This is a genomic window from Streptomyces sp. UW30 (assembly GCF_008042075.1).
Taxonomy (GTDB): domain Bacteria; phylum Actinomycetota; class Actinomycetes; order Streptomycetales; family Streptomycetaceae; genus Streptomyces.
Genome location: NZ_RDBN01000053.1, coordinates 1,259,656 through 1,276,671 on the forward strand (window position 1 = coordinate 1,259,656; position 17,016 = coordinate 1,276,671).

Here is a 17,016-nt window from a genome sequence, read left to right on the forward strand (position 1 = left end):
GGGATGACGATCACCATCAGGGACGGCGGGCCCGCCGACATCCCCGTGATACTCGGCATGCTCGACAGCGGCGTGGAGTGGCTGGTCGCGCAGGGGCGCACGGGACAGTGGGGGACGAAACCCCTGTCGGAGCGCCCGGGGACGGTGGAGTCGGTGACCCGGCACATGAACGAGGGCAGCGTCTTCATCGCCGAGATCGACGGCGTACCGGCCGCCGGCCTCACCCTGACCGACTCCCCCGGCGCCTCCCTCTCCCACCTCCCGCCGCCCGGCGAGCCCGAGCGCTACATCCACTGGCTCGCCTCCGACCGCCGCTTCAAGGGCCACGGCGCGGGCAGCGCTCTGCTCGCGCATGCCGCCGACGTGACCCGGCAGGCGGGCGTCTCGCTGCTGCGGGTGGACTGCTACGCGGGCGACGACGGCAAGCTGGTCGGCTACTACGAGAGCCAGGGCTTCGTCCGCACCGAGACCTACGTGGGCAAGGACGGCTGGCCGGGACAGGTGCTGGCGCGGAGGGTCTAGCCTCCGCGGGGCCGCGAGGGTGACCATCGCCACACGTGACATGGTCACCGTGCGTATCGTTGTACCGCGCGGCTGCACTCGTCCGTGGGCAGCCGGGGAGGAGCGCCACGATGACCGTCCTTGACGACAGGATCGAGATGGCCAAGGAAGACGACGAGCTGACTCTGGACGGGCTGTTCGAGTCGCTTGAGCGGATCACCCCCGAGGGATACAAGGTCGAGATCGTCGAGGGGGCCATCTTCATGTCGCCGCAGCGGGACACGCACTGGGAGATCATCGCCGATATCTTCGAGCAACTGCGCACGAAGTACCCACGCAAGCGCCTGAAGTCGGACGTTCGAGTCGACTACCCGGGGCAACTCAACGGCTTCGCCTCCGACGTGTGCCTCGTGGCCGAGGGAGCCGAGAAGAACGAGAAGGGCGTCTGGCGCTGTCAGGACGTCGAGTTCGTGGCCGAGGTCATCTCAAAGGGCACAGCCCAGAACGACTACGGCCCGAAGAAGGGCGCCTACGCCCTCGCCGAAGTCCCCGTCTACCTCATCGCCGACCCCTACCAGGGCAAGTGCCACCTGTTCACCCAGCCCAAGGAAGGCGACTACATCACGGAGACGACGGTCGCCTTCGGCGGGGACGTCGACATGACCACCACCCTCCTCGGCCTCGTCCTCAAAACCGACGAGTTCCCCCGCGACTGACACCCCTACGCCACCGTCGCCAGCTCCTCGTCCCGCTGCTCCCGTGGCACGAACCGCACCTGCGGGTGCCCGCGGTTCCAGCCCACCGACAGCCGCAGGCCGCCCACGCGGGCCAGGGCCAGGGCGATCGTGACGGCGGCGGCGGCCGTGATCGCGCCGCCCACCGCAAGGCCCGCCCGGACGCCGTACGCGTCCGTGATCCAGCCGGCGATCGGCGCGCCCAGTGGCGCTCCGCCCATGAACACCATCATGTACAGGGCCATCACACGGCCCCGCATGCTCGGGTCAGTGGCCATCTGGATGCTGCTGTTGGCGGTGACGTTCACCGTCATGCCGAACATGCCTATGGGAGCCATGAGCAGGGCGAACAGCCACAGGGACGGGGCGAACGCGGCCACGATCTCCATCGTGCCGAAGGCCACCGCCCCCGCGATCAGCACCCGCATCCGGGCCGTACCGCGCCGGGCCGCGAGCAGCGCGCCCGCCAGGGAGCCGACCGCCATCAGCGTGTTGAAGAGGCTGTAGGAGCCCGCGCCCGCGTGGAAGACGTCGTTGGCGAAGGCCGACAGATAGACGGGGAAGTTGAAACCGAAGGTGCTGACGAACCCGGCGAGCACGATCGGCCAGATCAGATCCGGGCGCCCGGCGACATACCGCAGGCCCTCCCGCAGCTGCCCCTTGCCGCGCGGCGCCCGCTGCACCGGGTACAGCTCACGCGCCCGCATCAGCAGCAGGCCGGTGATGGGGGCGACGAAGGACAGACCGTTGGCGAGGAACGCCCAGCCCGTGCCGACACCCGTGATCAGCAGGCCGGCCACCGCCGGGCCGACCAGGCGGGCCGACTGGAAGTTCGCCGAGTTCAGGCTCACCGCGTTCTGGAGCTGGTCCGGGCCGACCATCTCGGAGACGAAGGACTGCCGGGCCGGGTTGTCGACGACGGTCGCGAGGCCGACGACGAAGGCGGCCAGGTAGACGTGCCAGACCTGGACGTGTCCGGTGAGGGTGAGGACGGCGAGCGCGATGCCGGTGAGAGCCATCGACGTCTGTGTGACGAGCAGCGTGCGGCGCTTGGGCAGCCGGTCGACGAGGACACCGCCGTAGAGGCCGAAGAGCAGCATCGGCAGGAACTGCAGGGCCGTCGTGATGCCGACGGCGGTGGCGGAACCGGTGAGGCCGAGCACCAGCCAGTCCTGCGCGATGCGCTGCATCCAGGTACCGGTGTTGGAGACGACCTGGCCCAGGAAGAACAGGCGGTAGTTCCTGACGCTCAGCGAGCTGAACATCGAGGACTTGCGGGGGCCAGAGGTAGAAGGGGTGGTCGGTGCGGGTGCGGAAGCTGCTCCGGGTCCCGAACTCAAACGTGTTCGCCTCCTTGAGGTGACTGCTTACAGGTGTGCGAGCTTCTCCAGCACGGGGGCGGCGGCGCGCAGTTTCGCCCACTCGTCCTCGTCCAGGGCCTCGACCAGGGTGGCCAGGAAGGCGTTGCGCTTGCGGCGGCTCTCCTCGAGCATTGCCTCGGCCTGCTCGGTCTTCGTGACGACCTTCTGGCGCCGGTCCTCCGGGTGCGGCTCCAGGCGGACCAGTCCCTTGGACTCCAGCAGGGCGACGATGCGGGTCATCGACGGCGGCTGGACGTGCTCCTTGCGGGCCAGCTCACCGGGGGTGGCCTTGCCGCAGAGGGAGAGGGTGCCCAGCACCGACATCTCGGTGGGGCTCAGCGACTCGTCGACCCGCTGGTGCTTGAGCCGACGCGACAGCCGCATCAGGGCGGAGCGCAGAGAGTTCACGGCGGCAGCGTCGTCGCCGTGGGTAAGGTCCGACATCTCTTTAGAGTAACTCATTACTCTCGCTAAAGACCACCGCGGACACGCAGGGATGCCCGTGACACCCGCCACGGAACCGCCACATCACTCATCTGGGTGATGTGGCGGCGGAACGTGACACACCGCACCGAACAGTGCCGCGACCCTCGTGTTCATGGGGACCAGCGTGCTCAGCCTGCGAATAGACCATGAGCTGCTCGAACGGCTCCGACACCACGCCGCGAGAAGAGGAATGAGCGTCCAGGACTATGTCGTCCGGACGCTCATCCGCGATGACTTCGACGAACGGTTCCAGGCCGCCGTCGAGGAGACCGAGAAGTTCTACGGCCTCACATGAGCCCGCCTACGTCAGACCCAGCGCCGGCATCAGGTAGTAGAAGGCGAAGACGGCGGACACGACGTACATCGCCACCGGCACCTCCCGGCCCCGCCCGGCGGCCAGGCGCAGCACCGAGAAGGTGATGAAGCCCATGCCGATGCCGTTGGTGATCGAGTAGGTGAACGGCATCATCACCATCGTCACGAAGGCCGGGATCGAGACCGTGTAGTCGGCCCAGTCGATCTCCTTGACGGAGTTCGCCAGGATCAGGAACCCGACCGCGAGCAGGGCCGGGGTGGCCGCCTGGGACGGGACCATGGTGGCGACCGGCGTCAGGAACAGCGCCACCGCGAAGAGGGCGCCGGTGACGACGTTCGCGAAGCCGGTACGGGCGCCCTCACCGACGCCGGCCGTGGACTCCACGAAGGCCGTGGTGGCCGAGGAGGAGCTGGCGCCGCCCGCGGCGACCGAGAGGCCGTCGACGAACAGGACCTTGTTGATGCCCGGCATCTGCCCCTGGGCGTCGGTCAGCTTCGCCTCGTCACTGACGCCCATGATCGTGCCCATGGCGTCGAAGAAGCAGGACAGCAGGACGGTGAAGACGAAGAGGACGCCGGTCAGCGCGCCGACCTTGTCGAAGCCGCCGAACAGGCTGACCTCGCCGATCAGGCCGAAGTCGGGGCTCTCGAAGGGGTTGCCCGGCCACTTCGGGGTCGTCAGCCCCCAGGACGGCACGTTCGCGACGGCCTCGATGATCACGGCGAGCACGGTCATCGTGACGATCGAGATCAGGATCGCGCCGGGGACCTTGCGCACGATCAGCGCGAGCGTGAGCAGCACGCCGAGGATGAAGACGAGGACCGGCCAGCCGTTGAGGTGACCGTCACCGCCGAGCTGGAGCGGGACCGTGGTCTGGGCGGCGTCCGGGKTGCGCGAGACGAAGCCGGAGTCCACGAGGCCGATCAGCATGATGAACAGGCCGATACCGATGGAGATGGCCTTGCGCAGGCTGTAGGGCACGGCGTTCATGACGCGCTCGCGCAGCCCGGTGGCGACGAGCACCATGACCACGAAACCGGCCAGGACCACCATGCCCATGGCGTCCGGCCAGGACATACGGGGTGCGAGCTGGAGCGCGACGACGGAGTTCACGCCGAGACCGGCGGCGAGCGCGATCGGCACGTTGCCGATGACGCCCATCAGCAGCGTCGTGAACGCCGCCGTCAGGGCCGTCGCGGTGACCAGCTGTCCGTTGTCCAGCTGATGGCCGTACATGTCCTTCGCGCTGCCGAGGATGATCGGGTTCAGCACGATGATGTACGCCATCGCGAAGAAGGTGGCGAGACCGCCACGGATTTCGCGGGGCAGCGAGCTGCCGCGTTCGGAGATCTTGAAGAAGCGGTCGAGTGCGCCGTAGGAGGGCCCGGCTCCCGGCTGTTCAGGGGTGGGGGCCTTGGCAGGAGCCGAAGTGGACATTCTTTTGGCGTTTCCTACGAAGAGAAGTGGTCAGACACAAACCGTTTCAGTATGAACATATAAAGCCCCGAACGGCCATCTCCGCGCGTAGACCTGATCACCTCGTAAGCTGTCCCCCATGGCCGGATTTTTCACGGGACCCATCAAGCACGAGGCGCCGGAGCCCCTGGAGGGGCCCGTGGTCCCCACCATCGTGGGCGGCACGATCATCTGGTTCGTCCTGTTCGTCGTCCAGCTCCCCTTCTACGGCTGGTTCGAGGACCACGGCCACACCTGGTGGGTGTGGACCTGCCTGGCCGGCGGGGGCCTCGGCCTGATCGGCATCTGGTACGTCCGCAAGCGCGACGCGGCGATCAAGCGCGCGGCCGCCCTCGCCACGCCCCGGGAAACCACCGGCGAACCCCAGTCGTCCTGAGGCACCGCGCCCTACAACCAGGGCACGACACCCCGTCCTCCCCAGGTCGGAACTTCCGCCCACTCGGCGGGTGAAGGCGTAAATCCGCACGTACCGTCGAATGCATGACGCATGCCGACGCGGGCACCGAAGTGGACAACCCTGTGCACCCCGCCGCCGTCCCGGTCGCGACGGGTGGGCTGAGCGCCGCCGAGGTGGCCGAGCGCGTGGCGCGCGGGCAGGTCAACGACATACCGGTGCGCAGCAGCCGGTCCATGGCCGAGATCGTCCGGGCCAACGTCTTCACCCGGTTCAACGCGATCATCGGCGTGCTCTGGCTGATCATGCTGTTCGTCGCGCCGATCCAGGACAGCCTGTTCGGCTTCGTGATCCTCGCCAACACCGGCATCGGGATCATCCAGGAGTGGCGGGCGAAGAAGACCCTCGACTCGCTCGCGGTGATCGGTGAGGCACGGCCCACGGTGCGTCGCGACGGCGTCGCCGCCGAGGTCGGCACCTCGGAGATCGTGCTGGACGACCTGATCGAGATCGGGCCGGGCGACAAGGCCGTCGTGGACGGGGTGTGCGTCGAGGCCGACGGTCTTGAGATCGACGAGTCGCTGCTCACCGGCGAGGCCGACCCCGTCGTCAAACGGCCCGGGGATCGGGTCCTGTCCGGCAGCTTCGTCGTCGCCGGCGGCGGCGCCTTCCAGGCCACCAAGGTCGGCCGCGAGGCCTACGCCGCCCAGCTCGCCGAGGAGGCTTCCCGCTTCACCCTCGTCCAGTCCGAGCTGCGCTCCGGTATCTCCACCATCCTCAAGTACGTGACCTGGATGATGGTCCCGGCCGCGATCGGCCTGATCGTCACCCAGCTCTTCGTGAAGAACAAGGACCTCGACGACTCGATCGCACGCACCGTCGGCGGCATCGTGCCGATGGTCCCCGAGGGCCTGGTCCTGCTCACCTCGGTCGCCTTCGCGATCGGCGTCATCCGCCTCGGCCGACAGCAGTGCCTCGTCCAGGAGCTGCCCGCGATCGAGGGCCTCGCCCGCGTCGACACCGTCTGCCTCGACAAGACCGGCACCCTCACCGAGGGCGGCATGGACGTCACCGAGCTGCGGACCCTGGGCGGCAATGACGAGGGCTACGTAGGCAAGGTGCTCGGCGCCCTCGGCGAGTCCGACCCCCGCCCGAACGCCTCCCTACAGGCCATCATCGACGCCTACCCCGACGCCGAGGACTGGCGCTGCACCGAGTCCCTGCCGTTCTCCTCCGCCCGCAAGTACAGCGGCGCCTCCTTCAGCGAGGGCGACGGCGAGGCCAGCACGTGGCTGCTGGGCGCCCCCGATGTCCTGCTCCCCGCCGACGATCCGGCCCTGGCCGAAACCGATCGCCTCAACGAGCAGGGGCTGCGGGTGCTGCTGCTCGCCCGCGCCGGCCGCGAGCTCGGCGATCCCGACGTGGCCGAGGGCGCGGGGCCCGCCGCCCTCGTCGTACTGGAACAGCGGCTGCGGCCCGACGCCGCCGACACCCTGCGCTACTTCGCGGACCAGAACGTGGGGGCCAAGGTGATCTCCGGGGACAACGCGGTGTCGGTGGGCGCGGTGGCGACCAAGCTCGGCCTGTCCGGCACGACGGTCGACGCCCGCACGCTCCCCGGCGACAAGGACGCGATGGCGACGGCCCTCGATGAGGCCACCGTCTTCGGCCGGGTCACCCCGCAGCAGAAGCGGGACATGGTGGGCGCGCTGCAGTCCCACGGGCACACCGTCGCCATGACCGGCGACGGCGTGAACGACGTCCTCGCCCTGAAGGACGCCGACATCGGCGTGGCGATGGGCTCGGGGTCGGAGGCGACCCGGGCCGTGGCGCAGATCGTGCTGCTGAACAACAGCTTCGCGACGCTGCCGTCGGTGGTGGCCGAGGGGCGTCGGGTCATCGGCAACATCACGCGCGTGGCGACGCTGTTCCTGGTCAAGACGGTCTACTCGGTGCTGCTGGCCCTGATGGTGGTGTTCTGGCAGGTGGAGTACCCGTTCCTGCCCCGCCACCTCACCCTGCTCTCCACCCTCACCATCGGCGTCCCGGCCTTCTTCCTGGCCCTCGCGCCCAACAAGGAACGCGCGCGGCCCCATTTCGTGCGGCGGGTGATGCGGTACTCGATCCCGGGCGGGGTGGTGGCCGGGGTGGCGACCTTCGGGACGTATCTGATCGCCCGTCACTACTACACGGGCGAGGGCTCACTGGACGCCGAGACGAGCGTCGCCACGCTGACGCTCTTCCTGATCTCGATGTGGGTGCTGGTCATCGTCGCCCGGCCCTACACCTGGTGGCGGGTCGCCCTGGTGGCCGCGATGGGGCTCGGGTTCCTGCTGGTGCTGGTGGTGCCGTGGCTCCAGGAGTTCTTCGCGCTGAAGCTGGTCGGGGTGACGATGCCGTGGATCGCGGTGGGGATCTCGGCGGGGGCGGCGGTCGCCCTGGAGGTTGCTTGGAGGTGGGTCGACCGCCGGCCCGCTGCGCTGGGCCAAGGCCGGTGAAGCGCCGTGGGTCGCTGCGGGTCCGTTGTGGCCGGCCGCGCAGTTCCCCGCGCCCCTTAGGGGGTTGCTCTACCGGACGTCGACGAAGTCGCCCGTCGCGGTGGCCGCCGGAGTCGTCGTGGTGCCGGCGAAGGTGAAGCGGAAGTAGCCGTCCTGGGTGGCGGTGAGCGTGGTCTTGAGGTTGCCGGTCGCGTTGGTCTTCACGGTCTTGACCGTGGTGTAGGTGTTGCTGCCGTTCTTGCGGAACTGAAGGTTCACGGGCTGCTCGACGTAGCCGTTGTACGTGCCGCGGTCCCAGTTGGCGCGGGACAGCTTGCCGGTGACCGTGATGGTCTTGCCCTTCGCCACCGGCTCCGGCGAAGCGTCCACCGTCAGCTTCGACTGGCGCTGCATCAGCGTGGTGCCGAGACCGCTCTGGCCCTTGTAGCCGACCTTGGTGATGTCGAAGGTCTCGCCGGCCGGGTCCTGCCCGTTGAAGGCGGTGGCCTCCGCCGCGGCCCGCCAGGTGCCGGCGTCCGTGTTGCGGAGCTCGTGGTCGCCCGGGTAGACGTCGATGGTGCCCTTGCAGTTGGCGGTGGTCGCGGAGGTCGCGGTGCACTTGGCCGGCTTGTTGCCGTAGAGCATGTTGTCCGGCGTGGTGGCGGAACCCCGGTAGATCAGGGCGTCGGTGACGAAGTCGTCGGCCTTGATGTCGACGTCCGCGCCGTGGGTCAGCGTGTACGTCACCGTCGTGGCGACGTGGTTGGTCGTACCGACCTTGATCGCCTTGGCGATCTTGACGTTGGAGAAGCTGACGTTCAGGGCGTAGGGCTGTCCCGGGGCCCTGACGGACGCGGCCTGCGCGGCCTTGCGGACCTTCGCGACGTCCGCGCGGTAGGAGGCGCCGGAGTCGTCGGCCTGCGCGGCCGGAGCGGCGAGGGCGGAGAGGGCCAGAGCGCCGGAGAGAGCGGAGACGGCGGCCACGGTGGCTCTGATGCGCATGCATTCCCCTGATACGGAAAGGGGCCCCGCTGGTCACGTCGGGGCCCGGGTGATCGTGGAGTCTGATGACTCAAGAGATCAGATACGGGACGGGCGTGACCGGTTGTGCGGTCGTCGTGGAATTTGCGTGAGCTTCGTCACGAACTCCCCGTGCCTGACGGGAAGTTCGTGACGAATGCCGCACTTGCGAAGGTGCTGCTATCGCACGTCGACGAAGTCACCCGTGGCGTTGACCGCCGGGGTGGTCGTGGTGCCCGCGAAGCTGTAGCGGAAGTAGCCGTCGGTGGAGGCGGTGACGGTCGTCTTGAGGTCGCCCGTCGAGTTCGTCTTGACGGTCTTCACCGTGGTGTACGTGTTGCTGCCGTTCTTGCGGAACTGGAGCTTCACCGGCTGCGTGACGTAGCCGTTGTACGTGCCGCGGTCCCAGTTGGCGCGGGTCAGCTTGCCGGTGACCGTGATGGTCTTGCCCTTCGCCACCGGCTCCGGCGAGGCGTTGACCGTCAGCTTCGAGGCGCGCTGGACGTTGAAGCTCTTGGCGTTGTCCTTCTGGACGTAGTCGGCGTCGTTGCCCGCGGCGATCGCCCAGACCTTCCAGGAGCCGGCCACGCTGTTGAACAGGTTGACGCCCGGCTCGAGGTCGAAGGTGGACTTGCAGTTCGACGTCGTGGCGCTGGCGACGGTGCAGGTGGCGCGGCCGTCGCTGCTGTTGGCCACGGCGCCGGAGTCGGAGCTCTCGATGCTCGCACCGTGGTACAGGATCGCCTGGGCCCAGTCGACGCCCGAGCCGTCCTTGACGGTGAAGGAGACCGTGATGGTCTTCTTCGCGGTCGAGCCGACGACCACCGCCTTGCCACCGTTCACCACGACGTTCGAGATCGCCGTGTCGCCCACGACCTCGTCGGCCTGCGCGGCCGGCACGGCGAGAGCGGAAAGGGCCAGGGCACCGGTGACGATGCCGAGGGTGGCACGCATGCGCATGTGTTTTCCCCACGTGAAGTGATCAAGGAGCCTCTTGGCTCAGGTGATCAGATTCACGACACATCCGAATGGTTGTACGTCCGGTGAGAGATGTGTGCGGGAAATTTCAAGATCAGTCGAACCACCGGTCCCGCGCCAGCTCCGCCGTCCGCGACGGATCCTCCAGCAGCGCCGCCACCTCGAACCGCCGGGGCCACTGCCGGGCCGCCCAGGCCAGGCCCGCGGCGACGCCCTCCAGGGTCGCGGCGTGCAGGACGCCGTCGTCGGTGAGGCGCCAGTCGATCTCGACGCCGTCCACGACGAGCTCCTCGTGCTCGACGTACGACTGCGGAGTGCGCGCCCCGAGCAGCACCCGCACCGACTCCGGTACGTCGTGCTCGGCCCCCTCGGATTCCACCGAAGCCGTCACGGACTCGCTCAGGCGCCGCACCTGGAACAGTTCGGCCAGCTCGGCGGCGCGCGAGGGCCGTACGGGAAGCAGCGCCACGCCCTGCGTGAACGGCAGCAGGTCGGGCGAGTCCACGACCACGGCGTCCGCCGCGTCCACGACCTCGACCCGCCCGTCGACCACGGCCCGCAGGTCGTCCGGCAGGGTCACCTGCTCGGGGTCCAGGTCGGCCAGGGCGCCGTAGAGGGCGTGCAACTGGGCGGAGGTGACCGGACGCTCCGGGTCGGCGAGGCGGTCCAGCAGCTCGGCGGCGCCGCCCGGCTCGTCGAGCAGCGCGGCCACCGACGTCCGTACGCCCAGCGCCCGCAGCACCTGCTCGTCGTCGAAGCCGGTCGCGTCGGCCTCGTCGTACAGGCCGCGCAGCAGCGGGTCGCCGCCGGAGGCGAGCAGACCGGCGGGGCGGCGGCCGTCGAGGACCGGGTTGCCGCGCAGCCACCAGGCCGTGTACGGCCGTACGACCTCGTGCGTGCCGTCGGGCAGCAGGATCCGCACCTGCTGGGTCAGCGCGTCCCGCAGGGGCGGCTGGGCGAGCAGGGCGAGGGCCTGGGGCCACTTGTCGTCGTCGACGAGGTCCAGATCCCGTACGGCGATCAGCTCGGTGGCGACCGGCGGTACGGGCGTGTCCGGGAACCGGTCGAGGATGTCCTCGCACCAGACGTCGACGGCGTCCAGCAGGCCGGCGTCGTCGGGCTCGGCGAAGTCGCCCTCGCGGGGCTCCAGTTCGTCCGGGTCGAGGACGACGTCCGTGGCGCGGACGAGCGCGAAGTTGGCGAGGACACCACACGCCGCGAGCGGCTGCTCGCCCCACTTCTGCGCCAACTCCGCGTCCACGGTGGCGAGTTCGTCCTCGCGCATGACCTGGGCGAAGGGGCTGCCGGGGAGGACCAGTTCACCGGCCGGCGCCAGCTCCCCCTCCTCGTCGGGCAGGGCCAGCGCGCCGAGCCATGGCTCGTCACCGGGGTCCAGTCCCGCGTCCCGCACGAGGGCGAGGACAGTGTCGGCCAGTTCCTCGGCGTCGGGGGCCTCCTCCTCCCAGCTCAGCCCGCCGTCCTCGTCGAGGGAGGCGGCGACGGCGGCACGCACCTGGGGCGTGGTGAGGACCGCGCGGGGCGTGGCCGGGAGGGCGCCGAGCTTCTCCAGCAACGGGTGCGCGGCTTCCGGGTGGGCGACCTTGAGGCCAAGGCGGGCCAGGATCTCCGGGTCGATACGGACGGCGTCGGGGGTGGGCAGCAGGATCTGCCGGGGGCCGATGGTGGTGCGGCCGTCGGCCAGCGGCACGGGCAGGCCGGACAGGCGGTCCGGGTCGACCCCGGCGAGGCTGTCGTAGAGCCGCCGCCACCAGCCGGGCTCCTTCTCCAGCCCGGCGAGCCGGTCGATCGCGTCGGTGAGCGGGACGCGGGCGACACCCAACGTCCGCAGCTCCACGCGCCGTTCGAGCCCGGCGGGGAGCAGGGTGGGCAGCACCTCGGCGAGGACCTGCACGGTGTCGGCGCCGGCGCCCTCGACGACCTCGGCGTCGCGCGGCCGCAGCGACTCGGGAAATTCCGCGTCCTGCTCGCGCGGCTCGACGGCGGGCGGCAGGAAGGAGGTGCGCGGCAGCCGCTCCAGGATCGCCTGGCGCAGGGCGCCGTCCAGTTCGCCCTTGCCGAGCGGGCCGGGTACGAGGCCGATGAGGCCCTCGCTCACCGGGCGCCAGTCGGCCAGCAGTTCGGCGTAGGCGTCCGCCGCGCGCTGCACGAGGAAGTCGGTCAGCGGGCCGGGGGCGGCGTGCCGGCGGGTGGTGTCGAGGGGGAAGGAGGCGATGAGGAGGGCCGGGACGCCGAGGGGTTCGTCGCTGGGGGTGGGCGCATGCACGACGGGGGCGGTGCGGGGCCGGTCGGGCGTGCTGTCGGCGGCGTTGACGGGCACGGCCCAGGTGAGCGACCAGTGGGGGCGCAGCCGCTCCTCCACGGGGCGGCCGACGAGGAGCTCGGGCGTGAGCGCGCCGTGGGCGGCGGCCGTACGCCAGTGGGTGACGCCGGCCCCCGAGTCCTCGACGACGGTGAAGGGGCCGTCGACGCGGCGGCGCAGCGTGCGCGGCTCGGCGTCGCCGGCCTCGATGACGACCTCCTCCAGACCGGGGAGGGCGAGCAGCAGCGCGTCGTCCACGGCGTTCAGCAGCCGCTCGGCGAGGTCGGCGGCCGCGGTGTCGCGCAGCGGGAGGATGACGACCGTGTCGTACAGGTCCGGGGCGGTGCCCTCGGCGGCGAAGGGCAGCCGCAGCAGCGGCACATGCCCGTCCCGGCGCCGGATCTCGTCCCCGAGGCCGGGGCTGTGCCGCGCGGTCTCCTGGGCCAGCTCCCGGGCCTCGGCGAGGGCCCACCGCACGCCGCCGTGCCGCCCGACGACGGCGGGCTCGTCGGTGACGGCGAGGACGGCGGCGAAGCCGACGCCGAATCGGCCGACGGCGGCGCTGTCCCGCTTGGCGGAGGCGCGCAGGGTGGACAGCGACTCGACACCGGCCGCGTCCAGCGGGGCACCGGTGTTGGCGGCGACGAGGACGCCTTCACGAAGGGTGAGTCGCAGCTTGCCGGGCACGCCGGCCCTCGCGGCGGCGTCGGCGGCGTTCTGAGCGATCTCGACGACGAGCCGGTCCCGGTACCCGCCGAGGACGAGGTCCTCCTCGGCGTTGGCGTCCTCCCGGAACCGGGCGGGGCTGGTGGCCCAGGCATCCAGCACTCCGCGACGCAGACGGGCCGTACCGAAGGGGTCGGCGCCTTCGGGTGCCGGCCGCACGAACTTGCTGCTCACGTTGACTCTCCTCATCGGCGTGATGATGAAGGTACCGCCGATGGGGCATGGCTGCGCCGCGCGCCCGCGCCGGACCCGGACCGCGGCGCCCGGGTGCCCGTTCAGCGCGGTTGACGCAGTCCGGCGACGAGGAGTGCGACCAGTTCGCGTGCGTCGTAGCGAGGGTCGCTCTCGGCGCCGACGCAGAGGTTTCCGACGCCGCGCATGAGCTGGTAGGCGGTGAGACCGGAGCGGATCTCGCCGGCGGCGACGGCGGCGTCGAGGAGCTCGGTGCACACCGGCACGAGGCGGTCGAGGAAGTAGGAGTGCAGTGTCTCGAAGCCGGCGCTGTCGCTCTGCATCGCGGCGGCGAGGCCGTGCTTGGTGACCAGGAAGTCGACGAACCGGTCGATCCACCGGGCGAGCGCGGTGTGCGGTGAGGGCTCGGCGGCCAGCAGGGCCGGGCCGGCCTCGGCGCAGGCCTCGACCTGATGGCGGTAGACCGCGACGACCAGGTCCGCCCGGGTCGGGAAGTGGCGGTAGATCGTGCCCATCCCGACGCCCGCCTCGGCGGCGATCGTGCGGACCGGCGCGTCCACGCCCGAGGTGACGAAGACCCGGGCCGCCGCGTCCAGGAGGGCCTGCTGATTGCGCCGGGCGTCCTTGCGTCTGGACCCGGCCGCGCTTCCCGCCCCCTGCCCACTGTCGTTCACCGGGCACTCCTTCCCTTGCAAAGCGGAACAGCGTTCCGTATCGTTCCCATTAACCGGAGCGACGTTCCGGTTCACCCATGATGGCAGAGCCCAGCAGCTGAGCGGAAGGCACTCCCATGTCCGACTCGAACACCACGACCGCGCCCACCGCGGTGATCTCCGCGAAGCCGGTCGTCCTGCCCGCCCCGGGCCGCGGCGAGGACCTCCAGGTCCGCGTCAGCGCGCCCGCGACCGGCCGCGATCTGCCCGTCATCGTCCTCTCGCACGGCTACGGCTCGTCGATGAACGGCTACGCCCCGCTGGCGGACCACTGGGCCGCGGGCGGCTTCGTGGTCGTCCAGCCGACCCACCTCGACTCCCGGACGCTCGCCGTCCCCGCCGAGGACCCCCGCACGCCGCGGATCTGGCGCTTCCGTATCGAGGACATCACGCGCGTGCTGGACGGACTCGGCGTCCTGGAAGCGGCCGTACCGGGTCTCGCCGGGCGGGTCGACCGCGACCGTGTCGCCGTGGCCGGCCACTCCTGGGGAGCGCAGACGGTGAGCACGCTGCTGGGCGCGCGTGTCCTCGACGGCGACGGCACCCCCGGCGAGGACATGTCCGACCCCCGCGTCAAGGCGGGCGTGCTGCTCGCCCTGACCGGCCTCGGCGACAGCCTGACCCCGTTCGCCGCCGAGCACTTCCCCTTCATGAAGCCGTCGTTCGACACCATGACCCCGCCGGCCCTCATCGTCGCGGGCGACAACGACCAATCCCACCTCTCCACGCGCGGCCCGGACTGGTTCACCGACCCCTACACCCACAGCCCGGGCGCCAAGAGCCTGCTCACGCTCTTCGGGGCGGAGCACTCGCTCGGCGGCGTGTCCGGCCACGAGGTCGCCGAGACGACCGACGAGAACCCCGCGCGCGTCGCCCTGATCCAGCAGCTCAGCACGGCGTTCCTGCACAGCGCCCTGGGCGGCGAGGACGCCGGATGGAAGGCGGCGGTCACCGCTCTGGAGGACGCCCCCGACCCGCTCGGAACGCTGCAGAGCAAGTAACGACCAGGACTGCCACGGAAAGGACGGACGATGATCCTCGTCACCGGAGGTCTCGGCTTCATCGGAACCCACACCGTGCGGGCGCTGCTCGACCAGGGCGAGGACGTCGTCGCGGTCCAGCGCAGCGCCGCCCGTGAACTCCCGGCCGTACTGGCCGGGGCGCGCGTGACGGTGGAGCGGGCGGACATCGCCGATCGCGACGCCCTGCTCGCGATCGGCCGCCGCCACGACATCACGGGCATCGCGCACCTGGCGGGGTCCTACCCCTGGCCGCCCGTCCCCGAGGCGCCGGTCGAGGCGACCCGGCAGGCGCTCGGCGGACTGCTCAACATCGCGCAGGCGGCACAGGAGTGGGGCGTACGGCGCCTCGGCGTCGCCAGCACGATCGGTGTCTACTTCGGCGCCGCGAACGACGGACCGCTGCGCGAGGATGCCCCGCTGGCGCTGAACGCATCCGTCTCGATCCCCACCTTCAAGAAGGTCGGCGAGATGCTCGGCGGGTTCCTCGCCGACACGACGGGCCTGGACATCGTCAACTACCGCATCTCCGGCACCTGGGGCCCGCACGGCCATGCCGACCCGTTCTTCGCCGCACCCGCCCTCATCCACGCCGCCGCCCGCGGCACCGCCCCGGACCTCTCTGGCCTCATGAGTCCGGCCCGCACCGAGGACGGGCTCGACCTCAACTACGTGAAGGACACCGGACGGGCGATCGCCCTGCTCCAGCTCGCGGACAAGCTGAACCACCGTACGTACAACGTCGGTTCCGGCCGCCTCACGACCAACGCCCAGGTGATCGAAGCGATCAGGATGGCGGTCCCCGACGCGGCGGTCGACCTGCCCGCCGGAGGCGACGGACCGCACCTGGTCCTCGACATCGGCCGCCTGAAGGAGGACACCGGCTACCGGCCCGAGTACGACACCGAGCGGGCCGCCGCCGACTACATCGCGTGGCTGCGCGCGGGCAACGAGAGCTGAGCCGGGTCATCCATCGGTCAGTCCGGCCGCGGTCAGGGTGAGGTGCTCCACCAGTACCCCGGCCGCGGTGTCGGCGTCGCGGGCGAGGACCGCCTCCTCCAGCCGGCGGTGCTCGTCGAGGCCGTCCCGGTCGGGGTTGCGGTGCGCCGACCAGCGGCGGGCCAGCTCGCTCGCGGTCCACAGCCGGTCGAAGGCGGCCAGCAGGACGGAGTTGCCGCATCCCTCCAGCAGGGTGCGGTGGAAGGCCCGGTGAGCTTCGGCCCACGCGCCGCTGTAGTACTCGCCCTCCTGCGGCAGATACGCCGGGGTCCGGGCCAGCCGGTGGTGGGCGGCCCGTACGCGGGCCTCCCAGTCGACGTCGCCGCGCTCGATGGACATGCGCAGCATGACCGGTTCGACGGCCTGGCGGGCCTCCGCGATCTCCTGCCAGCGGCGGTCGGTGAAGACCGGCACGGCGAAGCCGCGGTTGGGCAGCCGGTCGGCGAGCCCCTCGCCGACCAGCCGCACGAGCGCCTCGCGTACGACGGCAAGGCTCACGCCCTGCGCCTTGGCGAGGTCCTGCGGCTTGAGGGCGTCACCCGGGGCGAACTCCCCCCGCATGATCGCGTCGCGCAGCTGGCCGTAGACCTGCTCGGAGAGCATCTGCTTCCCCGACGAGGGCTCGGGACGAACCGTCTGTGTCATGCCTCCACCCTAGAGGACCCAGTCGACGATCCCTCGAATAATCGATTATCTCTGCTATGGTCGATTCATCGGTTCAGCAGTACGGCCCGAAAGGAACGTCATGACGACCGCCAACGACCCCTTCGCCCGCCTTCCCGAGGCGGCTTCCTTCACCGTCACCAGCACCGCCGTCAGCGACGGCGCCGCCTGGGCGCCCGAGCAGTACTCCGGCATCTTCGGCGTCCCCGGCGGGAAGGACCTCTCCCCGCAGCTGTCCTGGAGCGGCGCCCCGGAGGGCACCAGGAGCTACGCCGTCACCGTCTACGACCCCGACGCCCCCACCGGGTCCGGGTTCTGGCACTGGGCGGTCGCCGACATCCCCGCCACGGTCACCGAGTTGCCCGAGGGCGCCGGCGACGACACCGGCTCGGGCCTGCCGGAGGGTGCCTTCCAGATACCCAACGACGCACGTGCCGCCCGTTTCATCGGCGCCGCGCCGCCGGCCGGGCACGGCCCGCACCGCTACTTCGTCGTGGTCCACGCCCTCGACGTCGAGTCCATCGGCGTCGCGGCCGACGCCACCCCGGCCGTCCTCGGCTTCACGATGGCCGGCCACATCCTGGGCCGCGCGGTCCTGACCGCCACGGCCGAAACCCCCGCCGAAGCCTCCGCCTGACCGA

At 70.7% G+C, this 17,016-nt stretch carries 16 protein-coding genes; 8 read left to right on the top strand and 8 right to left on the bottom strand.

The features are described from left to right. The first annotated feature begins 3 nt into the window (after window positions 1–3). Both EAO75_RS40010 and EAO75_RS40015 read left to right on the top strand, forming a co-directional pair. On the top strand, window positions 4–522 hold the full coding sequence (locus EAO75_RS40010; protein WP_147999951.1) for a GNAT family N-acetyltransferase: 519 nt from the start codon (window positions 4–6) through the stop codon (window positions 520–522). 110 nt (window positions 523–632) lie between these two features. After that, window positions 633–1,217 (top strand): Uma2 family endonuclease, encoded by a 585-nt coding sequence (locus EAO75_RS40015; protein WP_147999952.1) that lies wholly within the window; start codon window positions 633–635, stop codon window positions 1,215–1,217. 5 nt (window positions 1,218–1,222) lie between these two features. On the opposite strand, the gene EAO75_RS40020 is transcribed toward EAO75_RS40015, so the two are convergent. Next, window positions 1,223–2,500, bottom strand: a complete 1,278-nt coding sequence (locus EAO75_RS40020; protein WP_187284765.1) for an MFS transporter — start codon at window positions 2,498–2,500, stop codon at window positions 1,223–1,225. 102 nt (window positions 2,501–2,602) lie between these two features. Continuing rightward, entirely contained in the window at window positions 2,603–3,040 is a 438-nt protein-coding gene (locus EAO75_RS40025) for a MarR family winged helix-turn-helix transcriptional regulator (RefSeq protein ID WP_147999954.1), read from the bottom strand. Window positions 3,041–3,194: 154 nt separating this feature from the next. On the opposite strand from EAO75_RS40025, the gene EAO75_RS40030 reads away from it, so the two are divergent. Then, a complete protein-coding gene (locus EAO75_RS40030) occupies window positions 3,195–3,377 on the top strand; it encodes a ribbon-helix-helix protein, CopG family (RefSeq protein ID WP_147999955.1) in 183 nt (60 codons plus the stop codon). A gap of 6 nt (window positions 3,378–3,383) precedes the next feature. On the opposite strand, the gene EAO75_RS40035 is transcribed toward EAO75_RS40030, so the two are convergent. Further along, window positions 3,384–4,835, bottom strand: coding sequence for an NCS2 family permease (locus EAO75_RS40035; RefSeq protein ID WP_147999956.1), 1,452 nt, complete (start codon window positions 4,833–4,835; stop codon window positions 3,384–3,386). 118 nt (window positions 4,836–4,953) lie between these two features. Between EAO75_RS40035 and EAO75_RS40040 the strand changes: the two genes are divergently transcribed. Continuing rightward, window positions 4,954–5,250 carry a DUF2530 domain-containing protein gene (locus tag EAO75_RS40040; RefSeq protein ID WP_147999957.1) on the top strand — a complete coding sequence of 99 codons (297 nt, stop codon included), beginning with the start codon at window positions 4,954–4,956 and terminating at the stop codon, window positions 5,248–5,250. A gap of 104 nt (window positions 5,251–5,354) precedes the next feature. Beyond that, window positions 5,355–7,766, top strand: a complete 2,412-nt coding sequence (locus EAO75_RS40045) for a cation-translocating P-type ATPase (protein WP_147999958.1) — start codon at window positions 5,355–5,357, stop codon at window positions 7,764–7,766. 69 nt (window positions 7,767–7,835) lie between these two features. On the opposite strand, the gene EAO75_RS40050 is transcribed toward EAO75_RS40045, so the two are convergent. The 4 genes from EAO75_RS40050 to EAO75_RS40065 all read right to left on the bottom strand — a co-directional run bounded on the left by EAO75_RS40050 (window position 7,836) and on the right by EAO75_RS40065 (window position 13,655). Continuing rightward, a complete protein-coding gene (locus EAO75_RS40050; protein ID WP_147999959.1) occupies window positions 7,836–8,747 on the bottom strand; it encodes a hypothetical protein in 912 nt (303 codons plus the stop codon). Window positions 8,748–8,945: 198 nt separating this feature from the next. Further along, window positions 8,946–9,725 (bottom strand): calcium-binding protein, encoded by a 780-nt coding sequence (locus tag EAO75_RS40055; protein ID WP_147999960.1) that lies wholly within the window; start codon window positions 9,723–9,725, stop codon window positions 8,946–8,948. A 112-nt stretch (window positions 9,726–9,837) separates the two neighbouring features. Further along, the gene (locus tag EAO75_RS40060) at window positions 9,838–12,978 is read right to left on the bottom strand and encodes a sacsin N-terminal ATP-binding-like domain-containing protein (RefSeq protein WP_147999961.1); all 3,141 of its coding nucleotides are present in this window, start codon (window positions 12,976–12,978) and stop codon (window positions 9,838–9,840) included. A gap of 86 nt (window positions 12,979–13,064) precedes the next feature. Beyond that, window positions 13,065–13,655 carry a TetR/AcrR family transcriptional regulator gene (locus EAO75_RS40065; RefSeq protein ID WP_147999962.1) on the bottom strand — a complete coding sequence of 197 codons (591 nt, stop codon included), beginning with the start codon at window positions 13,653–13,655 and terminating at the stop codon, window positions 13,065–13,067. Between the two features lie 116 nt (window positions 13,656–13,771). On the opposite strand from EAO75_RS40065, the gene EAO75_RS40070 reads away from it, so the two are divergent. Beyond that, complete coding sequence (locus EAO75_RS40070) at window positions 13,772–14,695, top strand: alpha/beta hydrolase family protein (protein ID WP_147999963.1); 924 nt, start codon at window positions 13,772–13,774, stop codon at window positions 14,693–14,695. A 30-nt stretch (window positions 14,696–14,725) separates the two neighbouring features. Beyond that, on the top strand, window positions 14,726–15,673 hold the full coding sequence (locus EAO75_RS40075) for an NAD-dependent epimerase/dehydratase family protein (protein WP_147999964.1): 948 nt from the start codon (window positions 14,726–14,728) through the stop codon (window positions 15,671–15,673). Between the two features lie 6 nt (window positions 15,674–15,679). Here the strand turns inward: EAO75_RS40075 and EAO75_RS40080 are convergent, their stop codons facing one another. Beyond that, complete coding sequence (locus EAO75_RS40080) at window positions 15,680–16,357, bottom strand: GntR family transcriptional regulator (protein WP_147999965.1); 678 nt, start codon at window positions 16,355–16,357, stop codon at window positions 15,680–15,682. A gap of 100 nt (window positions 16,358–16,457) precedes the next feature. Between EAO75_RS40080 and EAO75_RS40085 the strand changes: the two genes are divergently transcribed. Further along, the gene (locus EAO75_RS40085) at window positions 16,458–17,012 is read left to right on the top strand and encodes a YbhB/YbcL family Raf kinase inhibitor-like protein (RefSeq protein WP_147999966.1); all 555 of its coding nucleotides are present in this window, start codon (window positions 16,458–16,460) and stop codon (window positions 17,010–17,012) included. The last annotated feature ends 4 nt before the right edge of the window (window positions 17,013–17,016 follow it).

Coding starts and splice junctions, on each gene's coding strand:
- EAO75_RS40010 (WP_147999951.1), top strand. CDS start 4: ATGACGATCACCATCAGGGACGGCGGGCCCGCCGACATCCCCGTGATA.
- EAO75_RS40015 (WP_147999952.1), top strand. CDS start 633: ATGACCGTCCTTGACGACAGGATCGAGATGGCCAAGGAAGACGACGAG.
- EAO75_RS40020 (WP_187284765.1), bottom strand. CDS start 2,500: ATGTTCAGCTCGCTGAGCGTCAGGAACTACCGCCTGTTCTTCCTGGGC.
- EAO75_RS40025 (WP_147999954.1), bottom strand. CDS start 3,040: ATGTCGGACCTTACCCACGGCGACGACGCTGCCGCCGTGAACTCTCTG.
- EAO75_RS40030 (WP_147999955.1), top strand. CDS start 3,195: ATGGGGACCAGCGTGCTCAGCCTGCGAATAGACCATGAGCTGCTCGAA.
- EAO75_RS40040 (WP_147999957.1), top strand. CDS start 4,954: ATGGCCGGATTTTTCACGGGACCCATCAAGCACGAGGCGCCGGAGCCC.
- EAO75_RS40045 (WP_147999958.1), top strand. CDS start 5,355: ATGACGCATGCCGACGCGGGCACCGAAGTGGACAACCCTGTGCACCCC.
- EAO75_RS40050 (WP_147999959.1), bottom strand. CDS start 8,747: ATGCGCATCAGAGCCACCGTGGCCGCCGTCTCCGCTCTCTCCGGCGCT.
- EAO75_RS40055 (WP_147999960.1), bottom strand. CDS start 9,725: ATGCGCATGCGTGCCACCCTCGGCATCGTCACCGGTGCCCTGGCCCTT.
- EAO75_RS40060 (WP_147999961.1), bottom strand. CDS start 12,978: ATGAGGAGAGTCAACGTGAGCAGCAAGTTCGTGCGGCCGGCACCCGAA.
- EAO75_RS40070 (WP_147999963.1), top strand. CDS start 13,772: ATGTCCGACTCGAACACCACGACCGCGCCCACCGCGGTGATCTCCGCG.
- EAO75_RS40075 (WP_147999964.1), top strand. CDS start 14,726: ATGATCCTCGTCACCGGAGGTCTCGGCTTCATCGGAACCCACACCGTG.
- EAO75_RS40080 (WP_147999965.1), bottom strand. CDS start 16,357: ATGACACAGACGGTTCGTCCCGAGCCCTCGTCGGGGAAGCAGATGCTC.
- EAO75_RS40085 (WP_147999966.1), top strand. CDS start 16,458: ATGACGACCGCCAACGACCCCTTCGCCCGCCTTCCCGAGGCGGCTTCC.